General features: G+C 54.5%; 6 protein-coding genes. 5 read left to right on the top strand and 1 reads right to left on the bottom strand.

Annotation, left to right across the window (positions count from 1 at the left end):
• The first annotated feature begins 4 nt into the window (after positions 1-4).
• The 3 genes from MMC1_RS13030 to MMC1_RS13015 all read left to right on the top strand — a co-directional run bounded on the left by MMC1_RS13030 (position 5) and on the right by MMC1_RS13015 (position 15,344).
• Complete coding sequence (locus MMC1_RS13030) at positions 5-949, top strand: Rpn family recombination-promoting nuclease/putative transposase (RefSeq protein ID WP_011714166.1); 945 nt, start codon at positions 5-7, stop codon at positions 947-949.
• 474 nt (positions 950-1,423) lie between these two features.
• Positions 1,424-1,708, top strand: coding sequence for an ATP-binding protein (locus tag MMC1_RS13025; protein WP_011714165.1), 285 nt, complete (start codon positions 1,424-1,426; stop codon positions 1,706-1,708).
• A gap of 298 nt (positions 1,709-2,006) precedes the next feature.
• On the top strand, positions 2,007-15,344 hold the full coding sequence (locus MMC1_RS13015) for a hypothetical protein (RefSeq protein ID WP_041641236.1): 13,338 nt from the start codon (positions 2,007-2,009) through the stop codon (positions 15,342-15,344).
• Positions 15,345-15,767: 423 nt separating this feature from the next.
• On the opposite strand, the gene MMC1_RS13010 is transcribed toward MMC1_RS13015, so the two are convergent.
• Positions 15,768-16,187, bottom strand: coding sequence for a BLUF domain-containing protein (locus MMC1_RS13010; protein WP_049757688.1), 420 nt, complete (start codon positions 16,185-16,187; stop codon positions 15,768-15,770).
• A gap of 686 nt (positions 16,188-16,873) precedes the next feature.
• Between MMC1_RS13010 and MMC1_RS13005 the strand changes: the two genes are divergently transcribed.
• Both MMC1_RS13005 and MMC1_RS13000 read left to right on the top strand, forming a co-directional pair.
• On the top strand, positions 16,874-19,012 hold the full coding sequence (locus MMC1_RS13005) for an adenylate/guanylate cyclase domain-containing protein (RefSeq protein ID WP_011714162.1): 2,139 nt from the start codon (positions 16,874-16,876) through the stop codon (positions 19,010-19,012).
• A gap of 12 nt (positions 19,013-19,024) precedes the next feature.
• Complete coding sequence (locus tag MMC1_RS13000; RefSeq protein ID WP_011714161.1) at positions 19,025-20,032, top strand: TRAP transporter substrate-binding protein; 1,008 nt, start codon at positions 19,025-19,027, stop codon at positions 20,030-20,032.
• The last annotated feature ends 131 nt before the right edge of the window (positions 20,033-20,163 follow it).

The raw sequence follows: 20,163 nt of genomic DNA, 5'->3' as shown, positions 1-20,163 counted from the left end.
CTGTATGACGAAGATTACCCAGCCGCACGATCGGTTTCTGAAGGCATTGCTGAGTGATCCAGATAAGACTGGAACTTTGCTTCGGGAGCGTCTGCCAAAGGAAGTAGCAGAGTTACTGTCATCTGAGCCGCCTGTGTTGGTGGATGGGTCCTTCATTGATGGTGAGTTTCGGGAGCATTTAACGGACCGGCTTTTCAAGGTTAAGACTCAAGAGGGGAAGGCGGCATACATTTACGCCCTGATTGAGCACAAGAGCTATGCAGACGAATGGGTTGCCTTTCAACTTTTGCGCTATATGGTCAGGATCTGGGAGCGGTTTCTAAAAGAAGGGCAGCAGAAGCTACCTCCGATTGTGCCTCTGGTGGTTTATCATGGGGCTCGTGAGTGGACGGTCCCAAACCAGTTTTCAGCATTGCTTGAAGCAGATAAGGGTTTGTTACACCATCTGCTTGATTTCAGCTTTGCAGTGACGGATTTAGGGCGCATCGCGGATGATGACCTGTCTCAGGATACTCATTTGCGAGCTGCTCTGATGGCGATGAAGTATGCGTTTCATAGTGCGGATGGTGTTGTTGTCATTCCGCAGATAGGGAAGGGTGCCCAAGGGGATCCCGAGTTTGCCAAGCTAGTACTGAGATATCTGATTCAGACGTACAGGGGAATGACAATGGCAGATGTACGAGCTTATGCAGAGGAAGCTTTTCCTGGTGAGGCAGAGCACTATGCATCGCAGTTTGCGCGTGAGATGATGTCTAAGGGCCGTCAAGAGGGCCGTCAAGAGGGCCGTCAAGAGGGTGAATCTTCACTTCTTCTACGCCTGCTTCATCGCCGATTTGGAGAAGTACCTGCTTGGGCTGAGTTAAAAGTAGCGAATGCTACAATTGATGAACTTGAGACCTGGGGTGAGCAAATTTTTGATGCGGAGACGCTGGAAGCCGTATTCAAGTAGGGTCATGGTTCGTGAATTTATTTGATCGGGCGAGCGGACCTTTGAAGCAAACTTTTAGGGGTCGAGTTGGAAGCTTTTTTGCTGTTTTATTGATAAATATCAAGGCGATGTGACTTGTTTTTGCTAGAGTTCTTGGGTAGCGATAGTGACCCTCTTGCGAAACAAAAATGCCTAAAAAATAGGCGGAGAAGGTTTGCAGGGAGGTCGTCTTTGGTCAACCAATAACCTCAGGTTCTAACGAATCTGGGGTTTTTTGTTGTCTGAAATCTGCTAATAAATTCAATGGTTAGCGATAGATCGCCACTCTCTGTTTACGCCCTCTCTGCCCCACTATTCTCTCTTCTCCCCCACATTCTCTAAAAGCCGAGGCGTTTGACAGGTCGGTTTTCTGTTAAACGGCATCCAATAATGACCCCTTTGAGGGGAAAAACGGCGTGCAAAAATGCCCCCATAATCGTTTTTTAGGCGGCCATCATGCGACGTCATGAACTGATCGATGGTCTCAAGAGGCTGAAGTTGCACGGTATGGTGGCAGCCTTTGATGAAGTGGTGGTGGTGGATGAACGGCGAAACAGAACGATTCATGAAATTCTGGGCGCATTGATTGAGGCTGAGCAGGTAGAACGAAAGGTCCGATCTATCCACGATCAGATGTCAGTCGCTAAATTCCCTTCGCAGAAAAATCTGGATAGCTTTGATTCTACGGCCTCATCAGCTAATGAAGGGCGAATCCGCACGCTCCAGATTAGTGCATCATAAGTACTATTAATAAATACTGCTTATAATACATAAATATAATTTTGCCAAAATCCGCAAGATGGATATGTATCCTATTGTATTTAAAAGATATGAATACTTTCCCTTGCCCCCGTTTTTTGCTGCCAGTACGAGCGTACCTTGATATGATGATGGTGTCGGAATCTATCCGACTCTTTTCCGTACGTGCCCCTATTATAAAGGGCGCAGATTTTACCAAATCGTGTAACGGAATGGGCAACCAATCGAGATCAAAACGCTGCTGGGCGTTTTTCTTATACTCATGGCAGGAGACGGGATCATGGCCGAAGATACTGGCAACCAAACCCCTAAGGTTCAAGTAGCTGCTGACGATGGTGAAGAGGCCCGGCAGAATCTGGACGACATGACTGTCCTGCAAAACGACAATAGTGTCAATTTGGACGCTGAGCAGCAGCAGGGACACGATGGCAGCCGCAATCAGAATGAAGACCTGCAAAGCATGTCGACCATTCAGATGGGCAGCCGAGTTATACCCAATGAGTCGGTTACCACCGATGCTGAGATAGCCGCTGTGGAGAGCGGCACGGTTGAGGTTGAGAAGACCGATAACGAAGCCCCCGTGCAAGCAGAGAGCAACATCGCGGATGCTCAAGGGAGCGAAGGTGGTGATTTTGCCATCACCCCCCCCACGGCGGGCATTGCATCCCAGGCTGGTTTCCAGTTTGGTTTGCCTGAGACCGAAGCGGCGATCCCAGCCAACAACGAGAGTGAACCGAATGCTGCTGTCGATGAGCCTGCCGCTATCGCCACCCCTGAGCAGACCGCTTTTGCCCCTGAGTCCACCACCCCAGAGGTTGTTGAAGAAGAGGTGGCAGCTGAAGAAGAGGCTGTTGTTGAAGAAGAGACACCGGATGAGACAGAGGTTGACGACACCTTGCTGGCCGATGGCATTACTTTAACGCCCGAAGCTGCCGCCGGGAACGAAGATGGTTGGATTGATATCAACCTCAACGTCTCTCAAGAGGATGGCGCGGAACAGTTGGTTGTTAAGATTGAAGGGGTCCCAGAAGGTTCTGAAATCCGTTCGGATGCTGCGGATGCTTTCCTGGCAGAAAATCCTGACGCGGAAAACCCTATTGTCGACAATGGCGATGGCACTTGGACCATCACTGGGGATTTTGCCGATGGCTTGCAACTGCTGCCCCCTGCGGATTCCAACGAAGATTTTACCCTTAACGTTACGGCCACCACCACAGAGACCTCATCGGGTCTTTCTAATACCGTCACCGCAGATTTGAATGTGACGGTGGCCTCGGTGGCCGATGCCCCTGACTTGAGCGCCGCTGATGCCACAGGCAATGAAGATGCCACCACCATCCCTCTGAACATTGAGACCGCCATCACCGATATGGATGGTTCTGAGTCCATCACCTCGGTGGTGATCTCGGGTGTGCCCGATACCGTCACCCTGTCGGCGGGTACCGACAATGGCGATGGCACCTGGACCCTGGAAGCCGGGGATCTGGATGGCCTCTCCGCCACCGTGGATGGCAACGTCTCCGGTGTGTTTGACATGGGCGTTACGGTTAATGTGCTGGATGTCGATGGTGACAGCGGTGGGGATGATACCACCAGCGCCTCCACCAGCTTTACCCTGACGGTGAATCCCGATGCCGATGAGGTGACCTTTACCGCAGGCAGCGCCAGCGGTGCCGAGGATAGCTGGATTGATGTGAACTCCAGCTTTGCCGTCACCGATACCGACGGCTCCGAGGCGGTGACCGGCGTGACCATCACCGGTATTCCTGAGGGTGCGACCCTGCAAATGGCCGATGGCACCCCCATTGAGATCACCGATGGTTCCGCCACCCTGAGCATGGATCAAGTCACCGACAATGGCGATGGCAGCTACAGCCTAGCTGGCTTGCAGGTGATGGCCCCGGCGGACTCCAACGAAAACTTTGAGTTAGGCATCCGCGTCACCACCACCGACGACAATGGTGCGACTACCGATACCGAGATCACCAATGGCACCATCTCCGTGGAGGTGGCCTCGGTGGCCGATGCGCCAGAGTTGAGCGCGGGGGATGTGACCGGCGGTGAAGATGCCACCACCATCCCCTTGGATATCGCCTCTGCGGTTACCGATATGGATGGCTCTGAGTCCATCACTTCGGTGGTGATCTCGGGTGTGCCCGATACCGTCACCCTCTCGGCGGGTACCGACAATGGCGATGGCACCTGGACCCTGGAAGCCGGAGATCTGGATGGCCTCTCCGCCACCGTGGATGGCAACGTCTCCGGTGTGTTTGACATGGGCGTTACGGTTAATGTGCTGGATGTCGATGGTGACAGCGGTGGGGATGATACCACCAGCGCCTCCACCAGCTTTACCCTGACGGTGAATCCCGATGCCGATGAGGTGACCTTTACCGCAGGCAGCGCCAGCGGTGCCGAGGATAGCTGGATTGATGTGAACTCCAGCTTTGCCGTCACCGATACCGACGGCTCCGAGGCGGTGACCGGCGTGACCATCACCGGCATTCCTGAGGGTGCGACCCTGCAAATGGCCGATGGCACCCCCATTGAGATCACCGATGGTTCCGCCACCCTGAGCATGGATCAAGTCACCGACAATGGCGATGGCAGCTACAGCCTAGCTGGCTTGCAGGTGATGGCCCCGGCGGACTCCAACGAAAACTTTGAGTTAGGCATCCGCGTCACCACCACCGACGACAATGGGGTGAGCACCGATACCGAGATCACCAATGGCAGCATCTCCGTGGAGGTGGCCTCGGTGGCTGATGCGCCAGAGTTGAGCGCGGGGGATGTGACCGGCGGTGAAGATGCCACCACCATCCCCTTGGATATCGCCTCTGCGGTTACCGATATGGATGGTTCTGAGTCCATCACCTCGGTGGTGATCTCGGGTGTGCCCGATACCGTCACCCTCTCGGCGGGTACCGACAATGGCGATGGCACCTGGACCCTGGAAGCCGGGGATCTGGATGGCCTCTCCGCCACCGTGGATGGCAACGTCTCCGGTGTGTTTGACATGGGCGTTACGGTTAATGTGCTGGATGCCGATGGTGACAGCGGTGGGGATGATACCAGCAGCGCCTCCACCAGCTTTACCCTGACGGTGAATCCCGATGCCGATGAGGTGACCTTTACCGCAGGCAGCGCCAGCGGTGCCGAGGATAGCTGGATTGATGTGAACTCCAGCTTTGCCGTCACCGATACCGACGGCTCCGAGGCGGTGACCGGCGTGACCATCACCGGCATTCCTGAGGGTGCGACCCTGCAAATGGCCGATGGCACCCCCATTGAGATCACCGATGGTTCCGCCACCCTGAGCATGGATCAAGTCACCGACAATGGCGATGGCAGCTACAGCCTAGCTGGCTTGCAGGTGATGGCCCCGGCGGACTCCAACGAAAACTTTGAGTTAGGCATCCGCGTCACCACCACCGACGACAATGGGGTGAGCACCGATAGTGAAATCACCAATGGCACCATCTCCGTGGAGGTGGCCTCGGTGGCCGATGCGCCAGAATTGAGCGCGGGGGATGTGACCGGCGGTGAAGATGCCACCACCATCCCCTTGGATATCGCCTCTGCGGTTACCGATATGGATGGTTCTGAGTCCATCACCTCGGTGGTGATCTCGGGTGTGCCCGATACCGTCACCCTCTCGGCGGGTACCGACAATGGCGATGGCACCTGGACCCTGGAAGCCGGGGATCTGGATGGCCTCTCCGCCACCGTGGATGGCAACGTCTCCGGTGTGTTTGACATGGGCGTTACGGTTAATGTGCTGGATGCCGATGGTGACAGCGGTGGGGATGATACCAGCAGCGCCTCCACCAGCTTTACCCTGACGGTGAATCCCGATGCCGATGAGGTGACCTTTACCGCAGGCAGCGCCAGCGGTGCCGAGGATAGCTGGATTGATGTGAACTCCAGCTTTGCCGTCACCGATACCGACGGCTCCGAGGCGGTGACCGGCGTGACCATCACCGGCATTCCTGAGGGTGCGACCCTGCAAATGGCCGATGGCACCCCCATTGAGATCACCGATGGTTCCGCCACCCTGAGCATGGATCAAGTCACCGACAATGGCGATGGCAGCTACAGCCTAGCTGGCTTGCAGGTGATGGCCCCGGCGGATTCCAACGACAACTTTGAGTTAGGCATCCGCGTCACCACCACCGACGACAATGGTGCGACTACCGACAGCGAAATCACCAATGGCACCATCTCCGTGGAGGTGGCCTCGGTGGCTGATGCGCCAGAATTGAGCGCGGGGGATGTGACCGGCGGTGAAGATGCCACCACCATCCCCTTGGATATCGCCTCTGCGGTTACCGATATGGATGGCTCTGAGTCCATCACCTCGGTGGTGATCTCGGGTGTGCCCGATACCGTCACCCTGTCGGCGGGTACCGACAATGGCGATGGCACCTGGACCCTGGAAGCCGGGGATCTGGATGGCCTCTCCGCCACCGTGGATGGCAACGTCTCCGGTGTGTTTGACATGGGCGTTACGGTTAATGTGCTGGATGCCGATGGTGACAGCGGTGGGGATGATACCAGCAGCGCCTCCACCAGCTTTACCCTGACGGTGAATCCCGATGCCGATGAGGTGACCTTTACCGCAGGCAGCGCCAGCGGTGCCGAGGATAGCTGGATTGATGTGAACTCCAGCTTTGCCGTCACCGATACCGACGGCTCCGAGGCGGTGACCGGCGTGACCATCACCGGCATTCCTGAGGGTGCGACCCTGCAAATGGCCGATGGCACCCCCATTGAGATCACCGATGGTTCCGCCACCCTGAGCATGGATCAAGTCACCGACAATGGCGATGGCAGCTACAGCCTAGCTGGCTTGCAGGTGATGGCCCCGGCGGATTCCAACGACAACTTTGAGTTAGGCATCCGCGTCACCACCACCGACGACAATGGTGCGACTACCGACAGCGAAATCACCAATGGCACCATCTCCGTGGAGGTGGCCTCGGTGGCTGATGCGCCAGAATTGAGCGCGGGGGATGTGACCGGCGGTGAAGATGCCACCACCATCCCCTTGGATATCGCCTCTGCGGTTACCGATATGGATGGCTCTGAGTCCATCACCTCGGTGGTGATCTCGGGTGTGCCCGATACCGTCACCCTGTCGGCGGGTACCGACAATGGCGATGGCACCTGGACCCTGGAAGCCGGGGATCTGGATGGCCTCTCCGCCACCGTGGATGGCAACGTCTCCGGTGTGTTTGACATGGGCGTTACGGTTAATGTGCTGGATGCCGATGGTGACAGCGGTGGGGATGATACCAGCAGCGCCTCCACCAGCTTTACCCTGACGGTGAATCCCGATGCCGATGAGGTGACCTTTACCGCAGGCAGCGCCAGCGGTGCCGAGGATAGCTGGATTGATGTGAACTCCAGCTTTGCCGTCACCGATACCGACGGCTCCGAGGCGGTGACCGGCGTGACCATTACCGGCATTCCTGAGGGTGCGACCCTGCAAATGGCCGATGGTACCCCCATTGAGATCACCGATGGTTCCGCCACCCTGAGCATGGATCAAGTCACCGACAATGGCGATGGCAGCTACAGCCTAGCTGGCTTGCAGGTGATGGCCCCGGCGGATTCCAACGTGGACTTTGAACTGGGTATCCGCGTCACCACCATCGACGACAATGGTGCGACCACCGATACCGAGATCACCAATGGCACCATCTCCGTTGAAGTAACCGGCGTGGCCGATGATCCGAGCTTGACCGTTAACGATACCACCGGTACGGAAGATCAGGCCATTACCCTGGATATCAGCGGTGGTTTGGCAGATGTGGATGGTTCTGAGACCCTGGTGGTCACCATTGGTGGTGTGCCCGCTGGGGCGCAGCTCTCTGCGGGTACCGACAATGGCGATGGCACTTGGACCATTACCAGCACAGGGGATGCCCCAGTTGACTTTAGCGCCATTCAGTTGACCGATCTGCCCGAGGATTATAGCGGTAAGTTTGATCTGGATGTCTCTTGGAACCTTAATGATGTTGGTGACGATGGCGTCACGGTGGATGATTCCTTAAACGGTTCGTCCAGCTTTACAGTGACGGTTAACCCCGACGCCGATGCACCTGACCTGAATGTGGGGGATGTGGTGGGTCAAGAGGATGCCACCAGCATTCCTCTGGATATCGCCGCAGCGGTCACCGATACCGATGGTTCGGAATCCATCACCTCGGTGGTGATCTCCGATGTGCCCGACACCGTGACCCTGTCGGCGGGCACCGACAATGGGGATGGCACCTGGACCCTCTCTGTGGGGGATCTGGACGGTCTTTCTGCCACGGTGGATGGCGATGTCTCTGGCGTCTTTAATATGGGCGTTACCGTACATGTGTTGGATGATGGTGCCAACAGTGGCGGTACGGACACCACTTCGGTCTCTTCGCAGTTTACCCTGACGGTCAACCCCGAAGCGGATGGGGTGGAGATTACCGCAGGCAGCGCCTCCGGTCGTGAAGATCAGTGGATCTCGGTCAACGAGCCCACCTTTGCTCTGCAAGACACGGATGGGTCTGAATCGGTAACGGGCGTTACCCTTACGGGTATTCCCGATGGTACAGAGATCCGCTTGGCTGATGGCACGGAGATCACGGTTAATGCCGATGGCACCGCCGTTATCCCCATGGGGGCTGTGACTGAAACCGCCACCGAGGGAACCTTTACCATTGATGGTTTGGAGATCAAGGCACCCAGCGACTCCAATGTGGACTTCTCCTTGGGCATTACGGTCGAAACCACCGACAGCAACGGTGTCACCACCGATACGGTGCTGGATAGTGGTGCGATTCATGTTGAAGTGACCTCGGTGGCCGATACTCCGGATCTGGTGGCCAACAATGTGGCCGGCAATGAAGATGCCGCCACCATCCCCTTGGATATTGCCGCCGCCGTCACCGATATGGATGGCTCCGAGTCCATCACTTCGGTGGTGATCTCGGGTGTGCCCGATACCGTCACCCTGTCGGCGGGTACCGACAATGGCGATGGCACCTGGACCCTGGAAGCCGGAGATCTGGATGGCCTCTCCGCCACCGTGGATGGCGATGTCTCTGGCGTGTTTGACATGGGCGTTACCGTTAATGTGCTGGATGCCGACGCGGACGGCGCGGCGGGGGATGATACGACCAGCCGCAGCACCAGCTTTACCCTGACGGTGAATCCCGACTCCGATGGTGTGAGCATTGTGGATGGCAGCGCCTCGGGTTTGGAAGATCAGTGGATCTCGGTCAATGAGCCGGTCTTTACTTTACTGGATACAGACGGATCTGAGCATGTCACGGGGGTGGTCATTACCGGTATTCCAGCGGGTGCGGAATTGCAGATGAGCGATGGCACCCCCATTAACGTCAACAATGGCCGCGCCACCATCCCCATGGATTATGTGGTGGAGGGCGATGCCGAGAACAGCTACACCATTAATGGTCTGGAGATTAAGGCCCCGGCGGATTCCAACGTGGACTTTGATTTGGGCATCCGTGTTACCACCATCGACAGCAATGGTGTCACCAACGACACGGCGCGCACCAATGGCACCATCTCCGTTGAAGTAACCGGCGTGGCCGATGATCCAAGCCTTGCCTTTAACGATACCACCGGTACGGAAGATCAGGCCATTACCCTGGATATCAGCGGTGGTTTGGCGGATGTGGATGGTTCTGAGACCCTGGTGGTCACCATCGGTGGTGTGCCCGCTGGGGCGCAGCTCTCTGCGGGTACCGACAATGGCGATGGCACTTGGACCATTACCAGCACAGGGGATGCCCCAGTTGACTTTAGCGCCATTCAGTTGACCGATCTGCCCGAGGATTATAGCGGTCAGTTTGGTTTGGATGTCTCTTGGAACCTTAATGACTACGCTGAAGATGGCGTGACGGTGGATGATGCCCTGAGCGGTTCATCCAGCTTTACGGTGACGGTGAACCCTGATGCCGATGAGGTAAGCGTTACGTCCAGTGCATCGGGTAGTGAGGATAGCTGGATTGATGTGAGCACCAGCTTTGCCATCACCGATAACGATGGTTCGGAGTCGGTGGGTAGTGTTACCTTCTCGGGTCTGCCGGCGGGGGCGTCTCTGCAAATTGTGGATCCTGATAGCGGGGATATTATTGATCTGGGCACCTCTACCGGTACGGGGGATAGCTTTACCATTCCGGCTGAGTATGTGGTTACCAGCGACCATGAGAACTTTGAAGTGGTCGGTTTGCAAGTGCAGGCCCCTGCCGACTCCAACGTTGACTTTAACATGAATCTTAATGTTGAAGTGACCGACGACAATGGCATAACCACCGATACCATTACCAGCACCAACGCGGTGCATGTGGAGGTGGTTGGTGTGGCCGATGGCGTGCAGAACATGGCCGATGCCCAAGATGTGGATGTGCGTGAGGATAACTGGTTCTATCTGAACAGCAGCAGCAACGGTCCTGGCATCTCCAGTGATTTGATTGACACCGATGGTTCGGAGCAGATCTTCTACCAGATCAACGCCGACAGCAGCGATGTCAAACTGCAAGTTAAAGTGGGCAACAACTGGACCACCCAATCCACCGATGGCGATGGTAACTGGAACGTCTCGGCGGCGGATGTGGACTCTGGCAAGGTGCGCATGTATGGCGGTTCTAACGAAGACAGCGACTTTACGGTCAACGTCAACGCCTACACCAAGGATTTTGCTGAAGATGGCAGCACGGTGGATGATGTCAGTTCGCTGCAATCCACCAGTTTTTCGGTGAACGTGCAGTCTGATGCCGACGGCACCAAGATCTCCTTTAGCGGTGCGGGTGTTGAAGATACGGCGATCACCATCAACAACTCGATCCAGCTTAATGATACCGATGGTTCTGAGAGCTTGCAGGGTCCGGTGATCATCTCTGGGGTGCCTGAGGGTGCGACTCTGAGCATTGTTGGGGATAATGCGGGCTTTATTCATGACAATGGCGATGGCAGCTACTCCATTGATCAAGAGGCGTTGAGCCCCACGGCCAATAATGCCCATGGCGACTATAAGTGGGAGATTCCTGGACTGACCTTTACCCCGGCGGAGAATGATTCGACGGATGTTAAGCTGACCTTTACCACCACCACGGTGGAGGCCACTGATGATGGCAATGGTTATGCCACGCAGTTGACCAGCAAAGCGGTTACGATCCGTGTGGATGCGGATGCGGATGGGGCGACCATCAACACGGTGGATGCCCATGGGCTTGAGGATCATGCCATTAGTCTGGAGCCTACCATCACCCTGAATGGGGATATTGATGGATCTGAGACCATTTTGGGGGATGTGATTATCACCTCGGATGATCCTGGTGCGGCGGGTGCGACGATGGTTGTGAATGGTGTGACCATTCAGAGCAGCAGCCATACGGTGACCACACCGGTGACTGATGGTGCGGGCAACGTGGTACTGGGTGACAATGGCAAGCCGCAGACCACCACCGAGACCACCACCACATGGCGGGTGCCCACCGCTCTGCTGTCGGTTACGGTGGATGGAGATGGCAACACCACCGGTTGGACCTTTGACACGATGACGGTGACACCGCCCGAGAACAGCGATGCCGATTTCCAGTTGGATTTCGCCTTGGTCATTAGTGATGACGGGCAAGATACCGCCATGGCCACTGGCAGCATCCATGTTGAGGTGGATGCGGTGGCTGACGCGCCAGAACTGAGCGTGGGCAACGTGGGCGGTACCGAAGACACCGCCATTAGCCTTAACATCAACGCGGCGCTGGTGGATGTGGATGGCTCTGAGAGCATGAGTGTGGTGATTGCGGGGGTTCCCAGTGGTGCCATGCTGAGCGCAGGTACGGACAATGGTGATGGCACGTGGACATTGGAGCCGGGAGATCTGCAAGGGTTGACCATTACCCCGCCGGCGCAGAGCAATGATGCGATGCATCTTACGGTGACGGCCACCTCGACGGAGAGCAACCCTACCACCGATCAGGATGCGGGTACGGTGGATACCCCCAGAGCCTCGACCAGCGCCAGTTTTAGTGTGACGGTGATTGGGGATGCGGATGCGGCGGAGTTTGGGGATCTTTCTGCCAGCATGGTGGAGGATCAGGTGGTTGCGGGTGCGCCCAATGGTTCGGTATTGCTGGATTTGACCAGTATTACGCTGGGTGCGGATGCAGATGACAACTCGGAACAGTTGTCGGTGGTGTTGAGCATTCCCAATGATGCCCCTGCGGGCACCTATTTGTGGGCACCGGAGGCGGATGATCTGAGCTATGCGGGCAATGGCAACTGGGTGGTTAGTGAAGATGCCATGGGTTCGATTCGACTGGTGACGCCGGAGGATTATTCGGGTGAGATCAACGTGGATGTGGCCATTACGGTGACGGAGCGTGGTTTCCAGGTGGATGATCAGGGCAACTTGATGTTGGATGGCAACGGCGAGCGCATTGAGTTGACCGGTGGGGATAAGTGGACCACCACGGAGCAGTTCCATGTGACGGTGATTGCGGACGCGGATGAGCCGCACATCAGCATACAAGCGGCGGGTCATGAGGATATGGATGGGGGTATTCCTTTTACCATCTCTCCCAGTGTGACCGATGGCAACGCCCATGGTGGGGCGGAGGTGATCACTTCGGTGACGGTATCTGACATTCCGGCCAACGTGGTGTTGATGCAGGATGGCCTGCCGTTGACCCCGGATGCGGATGGCAACTATGTGTTTGAGCCGGACAATCTGGATGGTTTGACCCTGGTTACGCCGACCCACAGTAACGAAGATTTTCAGGTTACGGTGACGGCCACGGCCATGGATAACAATGGCGATGTGGAGAGCAACAGCGTTGTTCACACAGTCGATGTGGTGGGTGTGGCCGATGGGGTGAATGATCTGGTGGTCGATAGCGATAACGGCTTTGTTAGTGATGGGGTGCATCAGATCCCCCTTCAGATTGACTCCACCATGATTGATCAGGATGGTTCAGAAGCGCGTTACTATATTGTCAGCGATCTGCCCGATGGCGCGTTCTTGGCTGCGGGTGTGGATGGCGCTGGCAATGCGATCCACGCAGGCATCAATGCGGGTGAGGGACAGTGGATCGTTACAGAGGATCAGTTAGCCCAATTGCACATTGTGCCCCAGGGTGGTTTGGTGACGGGGGATCATTTTGATATAACCGTGACCGCCGTAACCGTGGAAAACGATGGCGATGTGAACTTTGACAGCCATGTCACGGTGAGCATTAACATTGATACCGATCTGGATCAGAGCGGCAACCCCGGCCCGGGCAATGGGCACCCTAACAGCGATGTGGCCTGGGATGGTGAAGTAAGCGGTGTTGCGATCACCAGCGGTGGCGTTGGAAATGAAGATAGCACCATTGATATGGGGGTTGCCGCAACCGCTTTGCAGGATAATGGCACGGAGATCACCTCGTTTGTGATCGCGGATGCCGACCTGCCAGAGGGAGCCTCTCTGTCAGCGGGCATCTTTAATCCACTCAATGGCACCTGGGTCTTTACCGCTGAGCAGGTTGAAACCCTGGAGATCACACCGCCTGAAGATTTCAGCGGTGAGATGAACATCCCCATGCAAGCGATCACCATTGATGTAAACGGTCAGGAGTTGGTGCAAGATCACATCGTGACTGTAGATGTCAATGCCATAACCGACGGTCCAAACATCCATATCAGCCCTGTGGGCGGGATGGAGGATAGCGCCATTGAGATCCAAGTCACGCTGAACATGCCCGATGCGGATGGCAGCGAGACCCTGAGTGGTGTGGTGGTTGTGGAAGGGGTGCCAGAGGGTGCCACCCTGAGCTTGGGTGAGCAGAACCCCGACACCGGTAACTGGGAGATCCCTGTTGCAGAGCTTACGGTGACGGGCAGTGCCGAGGATGGTACCGCCACCTCGTGGCGTACCGATGGCCTGACCCTTACGCCGCCTGAAGATGGAAACACCAACTTTAATCTGACCTTTAAAGCCACCGGCGGTGAAGGTGGGGTCGATGGTGCGGAGGATATTACCGTTAGCGCGACGGTTAATGTCAATGTGGTCGCCGATGCCGATGATGTGCTGCTGACGGTACAAGATCAGGTTGTCACGGGTCTTGAAGATACCGGCTTTGAGCTTGAGGGTCTCTCGGCGGTATTGGATGGCAGCGGAGCAGAGTCGATCAATGTGGTGATCAGTGGCTTCCCAGAGGGGACCACCTTCTCCCATGGCTTTAACAATGGCGATGGCACATGGAGCGTCGCCCCCGATGATCTGGATGATCTGAGCGTTAAACCGCCGGTGGATTTTTCGGGCAACATGGATCTGCAATTGACCTCTTACTCGGTGGACCGTGATCCGGATACCGGTGAGATTGATATTCAGGCCAATAGCTCGGCTGAGTTTACCGTGACCTTTGAGGCTGATGCCGACATCTTTAACGCCTCGGCTGAAGATGCAGCGGGTATTGAAAACTCGGCCATTAGCCTTAACCTGAGTGCGGCATCGCTGGATATGAGTGACGCCTCACCCGAGACCATGCTCATTATCCTGGATGGTTTGCCTGATGGCTCGCAGCTATCCGTAGGGACCGACAATGGGGATGGTACCTGGAGCTTGACCGGCGACCAGCTGAATGGTCTAACCATGACCCCACCGGAAGAGTTTACCGGTACCATCCATGTCACCATGTCGGTCAGCAGTGACCAGAACAATGTCAACGTGGTGGATATGGATCTTGGCTTTACCATTGAGGTGGATGACACCCCCGTGGTGACCATGGATGAGATGCTGGTGTATGACGATATTGGCGATGGTTTGGTGGATATTGGCAGCCATATCACCATCACCGACACCGACAGCCAGAACTTTAGCGGCGCAACCATTGCCATTACCGATGGCGAGGGTGCAGGAGACAGCTTTAGCTTTAATGGCTTCCAAGTCAGTGAGCTGGTGGCCGATGATGGTTCGAGCACCTTTATGATTGATGGCACCAACATTACCGTGAGTGGCGGTGGTTTTGGTGGAGAGGGTGATCTGGTACTCTCTGGTGTAGAGAGCACCGATACCTATGAAAATGTTCTGCACTCCATACAGTTGGATGTGGATGAGCCTGGTACCCGTAGCCTCTCCGTTGAGGTTACTGACGAAGAAGGTGCCACCAGCGAAGCTGGCCTGTTTGATGTGGCGGTCACTCAAGATGAGATCCAGGGTACCGCAGGCGACGATGTTATGACCGGCACCGATGGTAATGATCATCTGAGTGGTGGTGACGGCAATGACATCTTCCAGGGGGGCATGGGCGATGACATTCTCGCCGGTGGTGCTGGGGATGACCTGTTCATCTTTGGCATGAACGATGGTTCTGACTTTATCAGCGGTGGTGCTGACTATAATGATGTGATCCGTATGGATGGCATGACCAGTGATCCGGTGCTGGATCTGGGGGATGTGGGTAACTGGACCATTGACACCAACTCGGACTTTACCTTGCAAACCATCGATGTGGGTGGCGATGTCTTCGATGCCATCACCTTCGATGCGGGCGATGCAGCGGGTTACATCACCTTGGAGGATGGCACCCAAATCGACTTCGACGGCATCGACCAGATTATCTGGTAAATCAGCAACACTTAACCTTACATACCGCCAGGGGGCGTTTGCCCCCTGGCGACTCCGACCGAGCCGGATGACCTTCACGTCATCCGGTTTTTTCATGAATGGCAAAGCCTCATGGCAAAGCCTCATGGCAAAGCCTCATGGCAAAGCCTCATGGCAAAGCTGCGGGCCATGGTTGGGGGATGCGCTCGTTAATGGGTAGGGCGAGGTTTAAATGGTTACGTGACAGGGGCTTTTAGCGGTGGAAGGGTGTTCTCCCCATTGTTAAGGGCGAAGGCTGCGTGGTCGCGGAGATTTGCCTGAGCAGGGGGCGAGGCAAACTCTGGGGACGGTGTTTCTTTGCTGTAGGGGGTGTTTTTTTGAAAACGACCATAGGGCTGGATACATCGACAAAAAGGTGGACATGCGGTATTGGTGCGGGGATCGTTATCGGTTGTTCATTGAAAACTCCCCAAGAATCCTTAAAAGCTGATTGGGGTTGTTTTTAAGATCCATAGGGTTATTCCAAAAAGCCATAAGGTCAGAATAGCCCTTTTTGGTGTCACATTCATCCTTGGAAAGTTCTCTAAAGCCCATAGACCAATCGGGGAAAAGGCGTGAGGTGGCATCCTTTGCAAAAAGCTTTATGCATCCCCTATGGCGCTTGTCCTGAGTGATTTTTTCATAAAGCGCATCAACATCTTTTTTTTCGCCTTCAAGAAGCTGTAAAAAGTTACCGTTAGCGTAGAGTAGTATGCCTGTGATCCCTTTGCTTTGATTATGCGTACGGGAAACTTCAAGGATCCCAATAAGCTCGTCTTTTGTAAACAGGCGAACGGATGAGCTTACGTAGACTAATTGAATCATTACTGCATCCTCATCATTATAAGTGGCCAACGTATAGGCGTTAAACCACGCTATGGTGCCCAAACTTCTTATATTCGTTAGGGCAGTTTACTTAGGGTGGAAATTCAAGTCAATAGGGTAAGGTTGTCGTTTTAAAAGTATGAAAAATAATCATTTACGTTTTATGTTATGACGACGTAAAGCCAGAACGTTGGTCGAAAATAGGGTGTCTGTACGGACCAGGGTGCTGTGAAAGAGGGGGGATCATCCTGCTATTATCGACGGTGTTCTAATCGTGAGAGGATGGTGTCTTGAAAAAGGGCTTGGGATGCCTCGAATTCGGAGCAATTTGAGGAATGAATAGGCCCTTGCAGGCATTAAAACAGAAAAAGATCCTGATTGTGCGGTGCGTTGTAAGGTTCTTGTGTAAATTTGGGGAACAATTCTGCTATTTTGAGAACGTGTTTTTTTGTGCGAGGTTGCTCCCACAAACCCATTCGGTATGGTCCGGTTAAACGTTCTTTCCCTGCGACAGCACTCTCAGGGGGGCCTGCTCACGAGGGCGTGGGGTGTAGATAGATTTTGTCTGTTTGGTCTATTTTTCTGGCGCCAAATAGCGTTGTTTGAAGTGTCGTCCGAACCCGCTCTGTGGTGCCCAATAAAACGATTTTAAAGAAGGTACGCCCTACCCAAACGAGGCAACGGCAATGATGCATAACAGACAAGTTGAACTGCGTATTGGTATCTCCTTGGCCTTTGGCTTGGTTATGGCCCTGCTTACGGTTTCTTTGGTCGGCTACCTCTATTGGGATAACTCCAAACTTATTCTAGAAACCGCCTCAAAGACCATGGCCCGTGCGACCCTGCAAGTGGATCGTGATGTGCAAGGCTTGCTGGCCCCCGTGGAGCGGGTGGTGCAAGCCACCGCAGAACTGGCCCGGGTGGATACAGGTTCCTTGCAAACGGTGCAGGGGCTTGGCTATTTGCAACGCCAGCTCGTTTCGTTGCCTCAAGTGTTTAGCTTTTACCTAGGGTTTGAAAATAGCGGCGATTTTTACCAAGTTTTTGCGGTGCCACCCACCCTAAAACAGTTGGGACCTTCTAAAGAGGATCTTCCGCAGGGAGTACGTTATGCCGCCCGTCTGTTAAATGAAAGTTCTGGGCATCGAGCAGATAGTTTTATCTTCTATAAAGAGTGGGGTGATGTGGTTAAGGTGGATCGCGGCCCGGTACGTTACGACCCACGGGTACGGCCCTGGTATAAAAAAGCCTGGGAAGTGCCGCAAGTGGCCATTTCCGACGCCTATGTGTTCGCCAGTTCAAAGTTGATTGGTTTAACCTTGTCGAGCCACGTCAGCACTCCATCAGATATTAAAATTGGGGTGGTTGGCGCCGATATTACCCTAGATACCCTCTCCAGCTTTCTCTACAAAGCTCAAATTGGTCTCTCTGGGCGGGTGTTTCTGCTCAATGCGGATAACTATTTGGTCGGTCATCGCGAACCCGATATGGGGGTTGAGGTGACAGAAGAGAAGGTGCGCCTGCGTAAGGCCACCGAGGTGCGCGACCCGTTGGTGGCCGAGGCTGTGCAGCATTGGCAAAAATCCGGGGTAGATCGGTTTGAAACCACCCTTGGACCCAATGGTGATGAATATATGGTCTCCTTCGCCAAAATTGGTGGGAGCTTGGGTTGGACTGCTGGGGTTCTGGTGCAAAAAGAAGAGCTGATTGGTCCTCTCGCCGATGCCAGTATTAAGATATTGGTAGCGGGTAGCTTGGCGATTAGCTTGGCTATTTTTCTGTTTATGATGCTCTCTCAGTTACTTACGCGACCCCTGAGCAAGGTGACACAAGAGACGGTTAAAATTCGCCGCTTTAATTTAGAAGGCAACCTTAATCTAACCTCCTATATTTCAGAGGTGCGCCAGTTGGTCGATGCGGTAGAGACCATGAAACGCTCTTTGCGCAGTTTTAGTGTCTATGTGCCTAAGGAGATCGTGCGTGCCATTGTGGAGGATGAAGACGAGACCAGCATTGGTTCAAGGCGTCAGCCGTTAACGGTTATGTTCTCTGATATTAAAGGCTTTTCCAATATTAGTGAAGAGCTGCCGCCAGAGCAATTGGTGGGCTCGCTGTCGGAATACATGGAGCAGATGTCCCAGCCGATCCACCGTTATAAAGGTACCATTGATAAATTTATTGGGGATGCCATCATGGCGCTTTGGAATGCCCCCAGCAAAGACCCTGACCATGTTGTAAACGCTTGTCGGGCGATGCTTGGCTGTCACCGAGCCGGTTTGGCGTTGGCGGAAACGTTTGCAAAAAATGGGCGTACCCCCTTTTACACACGCTTTGGTTTGCATACGGGTGAAGCGGTTGTGGGCAATGTTGGCTCCACTGAGCGGATGCAATACTCCGCTTTTGGGAACATGGTGAACATGGCCTCTCGTCTTGAGTCCATGAATAAACAGTATGATACCGAGTTGATGGTGTCAGAACATGTTGCTCGGGTGGCGCAGCCCCACTTTTACCTGCGTCGCCTGGATAAAGTGGTGCCAGTGGGTAATACGCACCCTATGTATGTTTATGAGCTTATGGGGGAAAAAGATCCAAAATCCCCTCTAGCAGCGACAGAAGAACAGAAGCTCAAGTTAAGTTTGTGGCATGCCGTGATGGACCACTACGAAGCGCGTGATTGGCATGCTGTGTTGGAGAAACTGGCACTCTATAAGCAATCCTTTCCCCATGATAAAGGGGCTGAGCAGATAGAAAAACGGTGTCATCTCTTTATCGTGACACCGCCACCAGCCGATTGGGATGGCGCCGAGTGGCTTAAAAATAAATAAGGGGGGGTTGCGATGTTTTGGCGCGCGTGTCTGTTTGTGGTAACACTCATGTTCTGTTGGCAGGGGGTGGTTTTTAGCGCCTTTGCCGCCGAGCAAAAGCTCTATTTAGCCCATCTTAACCCGAACCAGAGTGATAATCCAAGCGGGGCCATGGCGCTGGCCTTTGAGAGAGCCTTGGCCAAATTGAGCAAGGGTGGTTTGGCGGTTGAGACCTTTCCCGAAGGACAGCTTGGCAAAGCGAAGCAGCTTTTGGATCTTGTGCAACAAGGTGTCATTCAGTCGGCCATTGTCTCCCTGGATGGATTGGCGGACCGTTATCCCCTGATAGGCATTCTAAATTATCCCTTTCGGTTTCAAAATTTGGAAGAAACCTATAGTGTTTTTGATGGCCCGTTTGGTAAAGCCCTGGGGGATGACATCCTACAAAAAACGGGTCTACAGGTGTTAGGCTATGGGGATACCGGCGGCTTGTTTGTGTTGACCAATAGTCGCCGCCCCATCCGCGCGCCAGGGGATATGGCCGGGTTGCGTATGCGAACGATGAACTTAGAGAGCCATATGGCGTTTATGCGCAGCTTGGGGGCCGACCCCGTAGCGGTGGCTTGGGGAGAGTTATTGTCTCTATTAAAAAATGGTAGCTTGGATGGTCAAATGAACCCCGCCACTATTATTCGCGTGGGTAAATTGGAGCGTGCGCAGAGATATTTAACCGTTACCAACCACCTCTATACCCCTTATGTATGGGTCGTCAACCACCCTTTTATGCAGAGCTTGCATGCAGCCCAGGCGGACGCGGTGAATAAAGCGGCGCAGATGGGCGTAACCGCTAGCCGCGCTTTAGCCATGAAAGATGATTCTTTGACTGAACTGGCTGAAAAAATGCAAGTTTATTATCCAACCAGCGAACAGTTGCAAGCTTTTCGTGATCGGGCGCAACCCGCTATGGAGCAATTTCTTGAAAAACAGTATGGCGAGCAGGGGGCAAAATTGCTGCAACTGTTTCGTCAGGAGAGCCCCTGATTGTTGGATAGAACCCCTTGGCCAAGAAGGACGCAGGGCCTGTGCCCACAGCGACACACCAGCCCATGGTTAAAAGGGATTGAGTTGTGACACGGGGGTAAGTCTGTTTGTATAGGCCGGCCTACTTGTGC

The sequence above is a fragment of the Magnetococcus marinus MC-1 genome, assembly GCF_000014865.1.
GTDB lineage: Bacteria > Pseudomonadota > Magnetococcia > Magnetococcales > Magnetococcaceae > Magnetococcus > Magnetococcus marinus.
The sequence above is the reverse complement of the archived record's forward strand: the minus strand, read 5'-3'. Positions and strand labels throughout refer to the sequence as shown.

Excerpts from the sequence above, each read along its gene's own strand:
- MMC1_RS13030 (WP_011714166.1), top strand. The coding sequence starts at position 5 with ATGACGAAGATTACCCAGCCGCACGATCGGTTTCTGAAGGCATTGCTG.
- MMC1_RS13025 (WP_011714165.1), top strand. The coding sequence starts at position 1,424 with ATGCGACGTCATGAACTGATCGATGGTCTCAAGAGGCTGAAGTTGCAC.
- MMC1_RS13015 (WP_041641236.1), top strand. The coding sequence starts at position 2,007 with ATGGCCGAAGATACTGGCAACCAAACCCCTAAGGTTCAAGTAGCTGCT.
- MMC1_RS13010 (WP_049757688.1), bottom strand. The coding sequence starts at position 16,187 with ATGATTCAATTAGTCTACGTAAGCTCATCCGTTCGCCTGTTTACAAAA.
- MMC1_RS13005 (WP_011714162.1), top strand. The coding sequence starts at position 16,874 with ATGATGCATAACAGACAAGTTGAACTGCGTATTGGTATCTCCTTGGCC.
- MMC1_RS13000 (WP_011714161.1), top strand. The coding sequence starts at position 19,025 with ATGTTTTGGCGCGCGTGTCTGTTTGTGGTAACACTCATGTTCTGTTGG.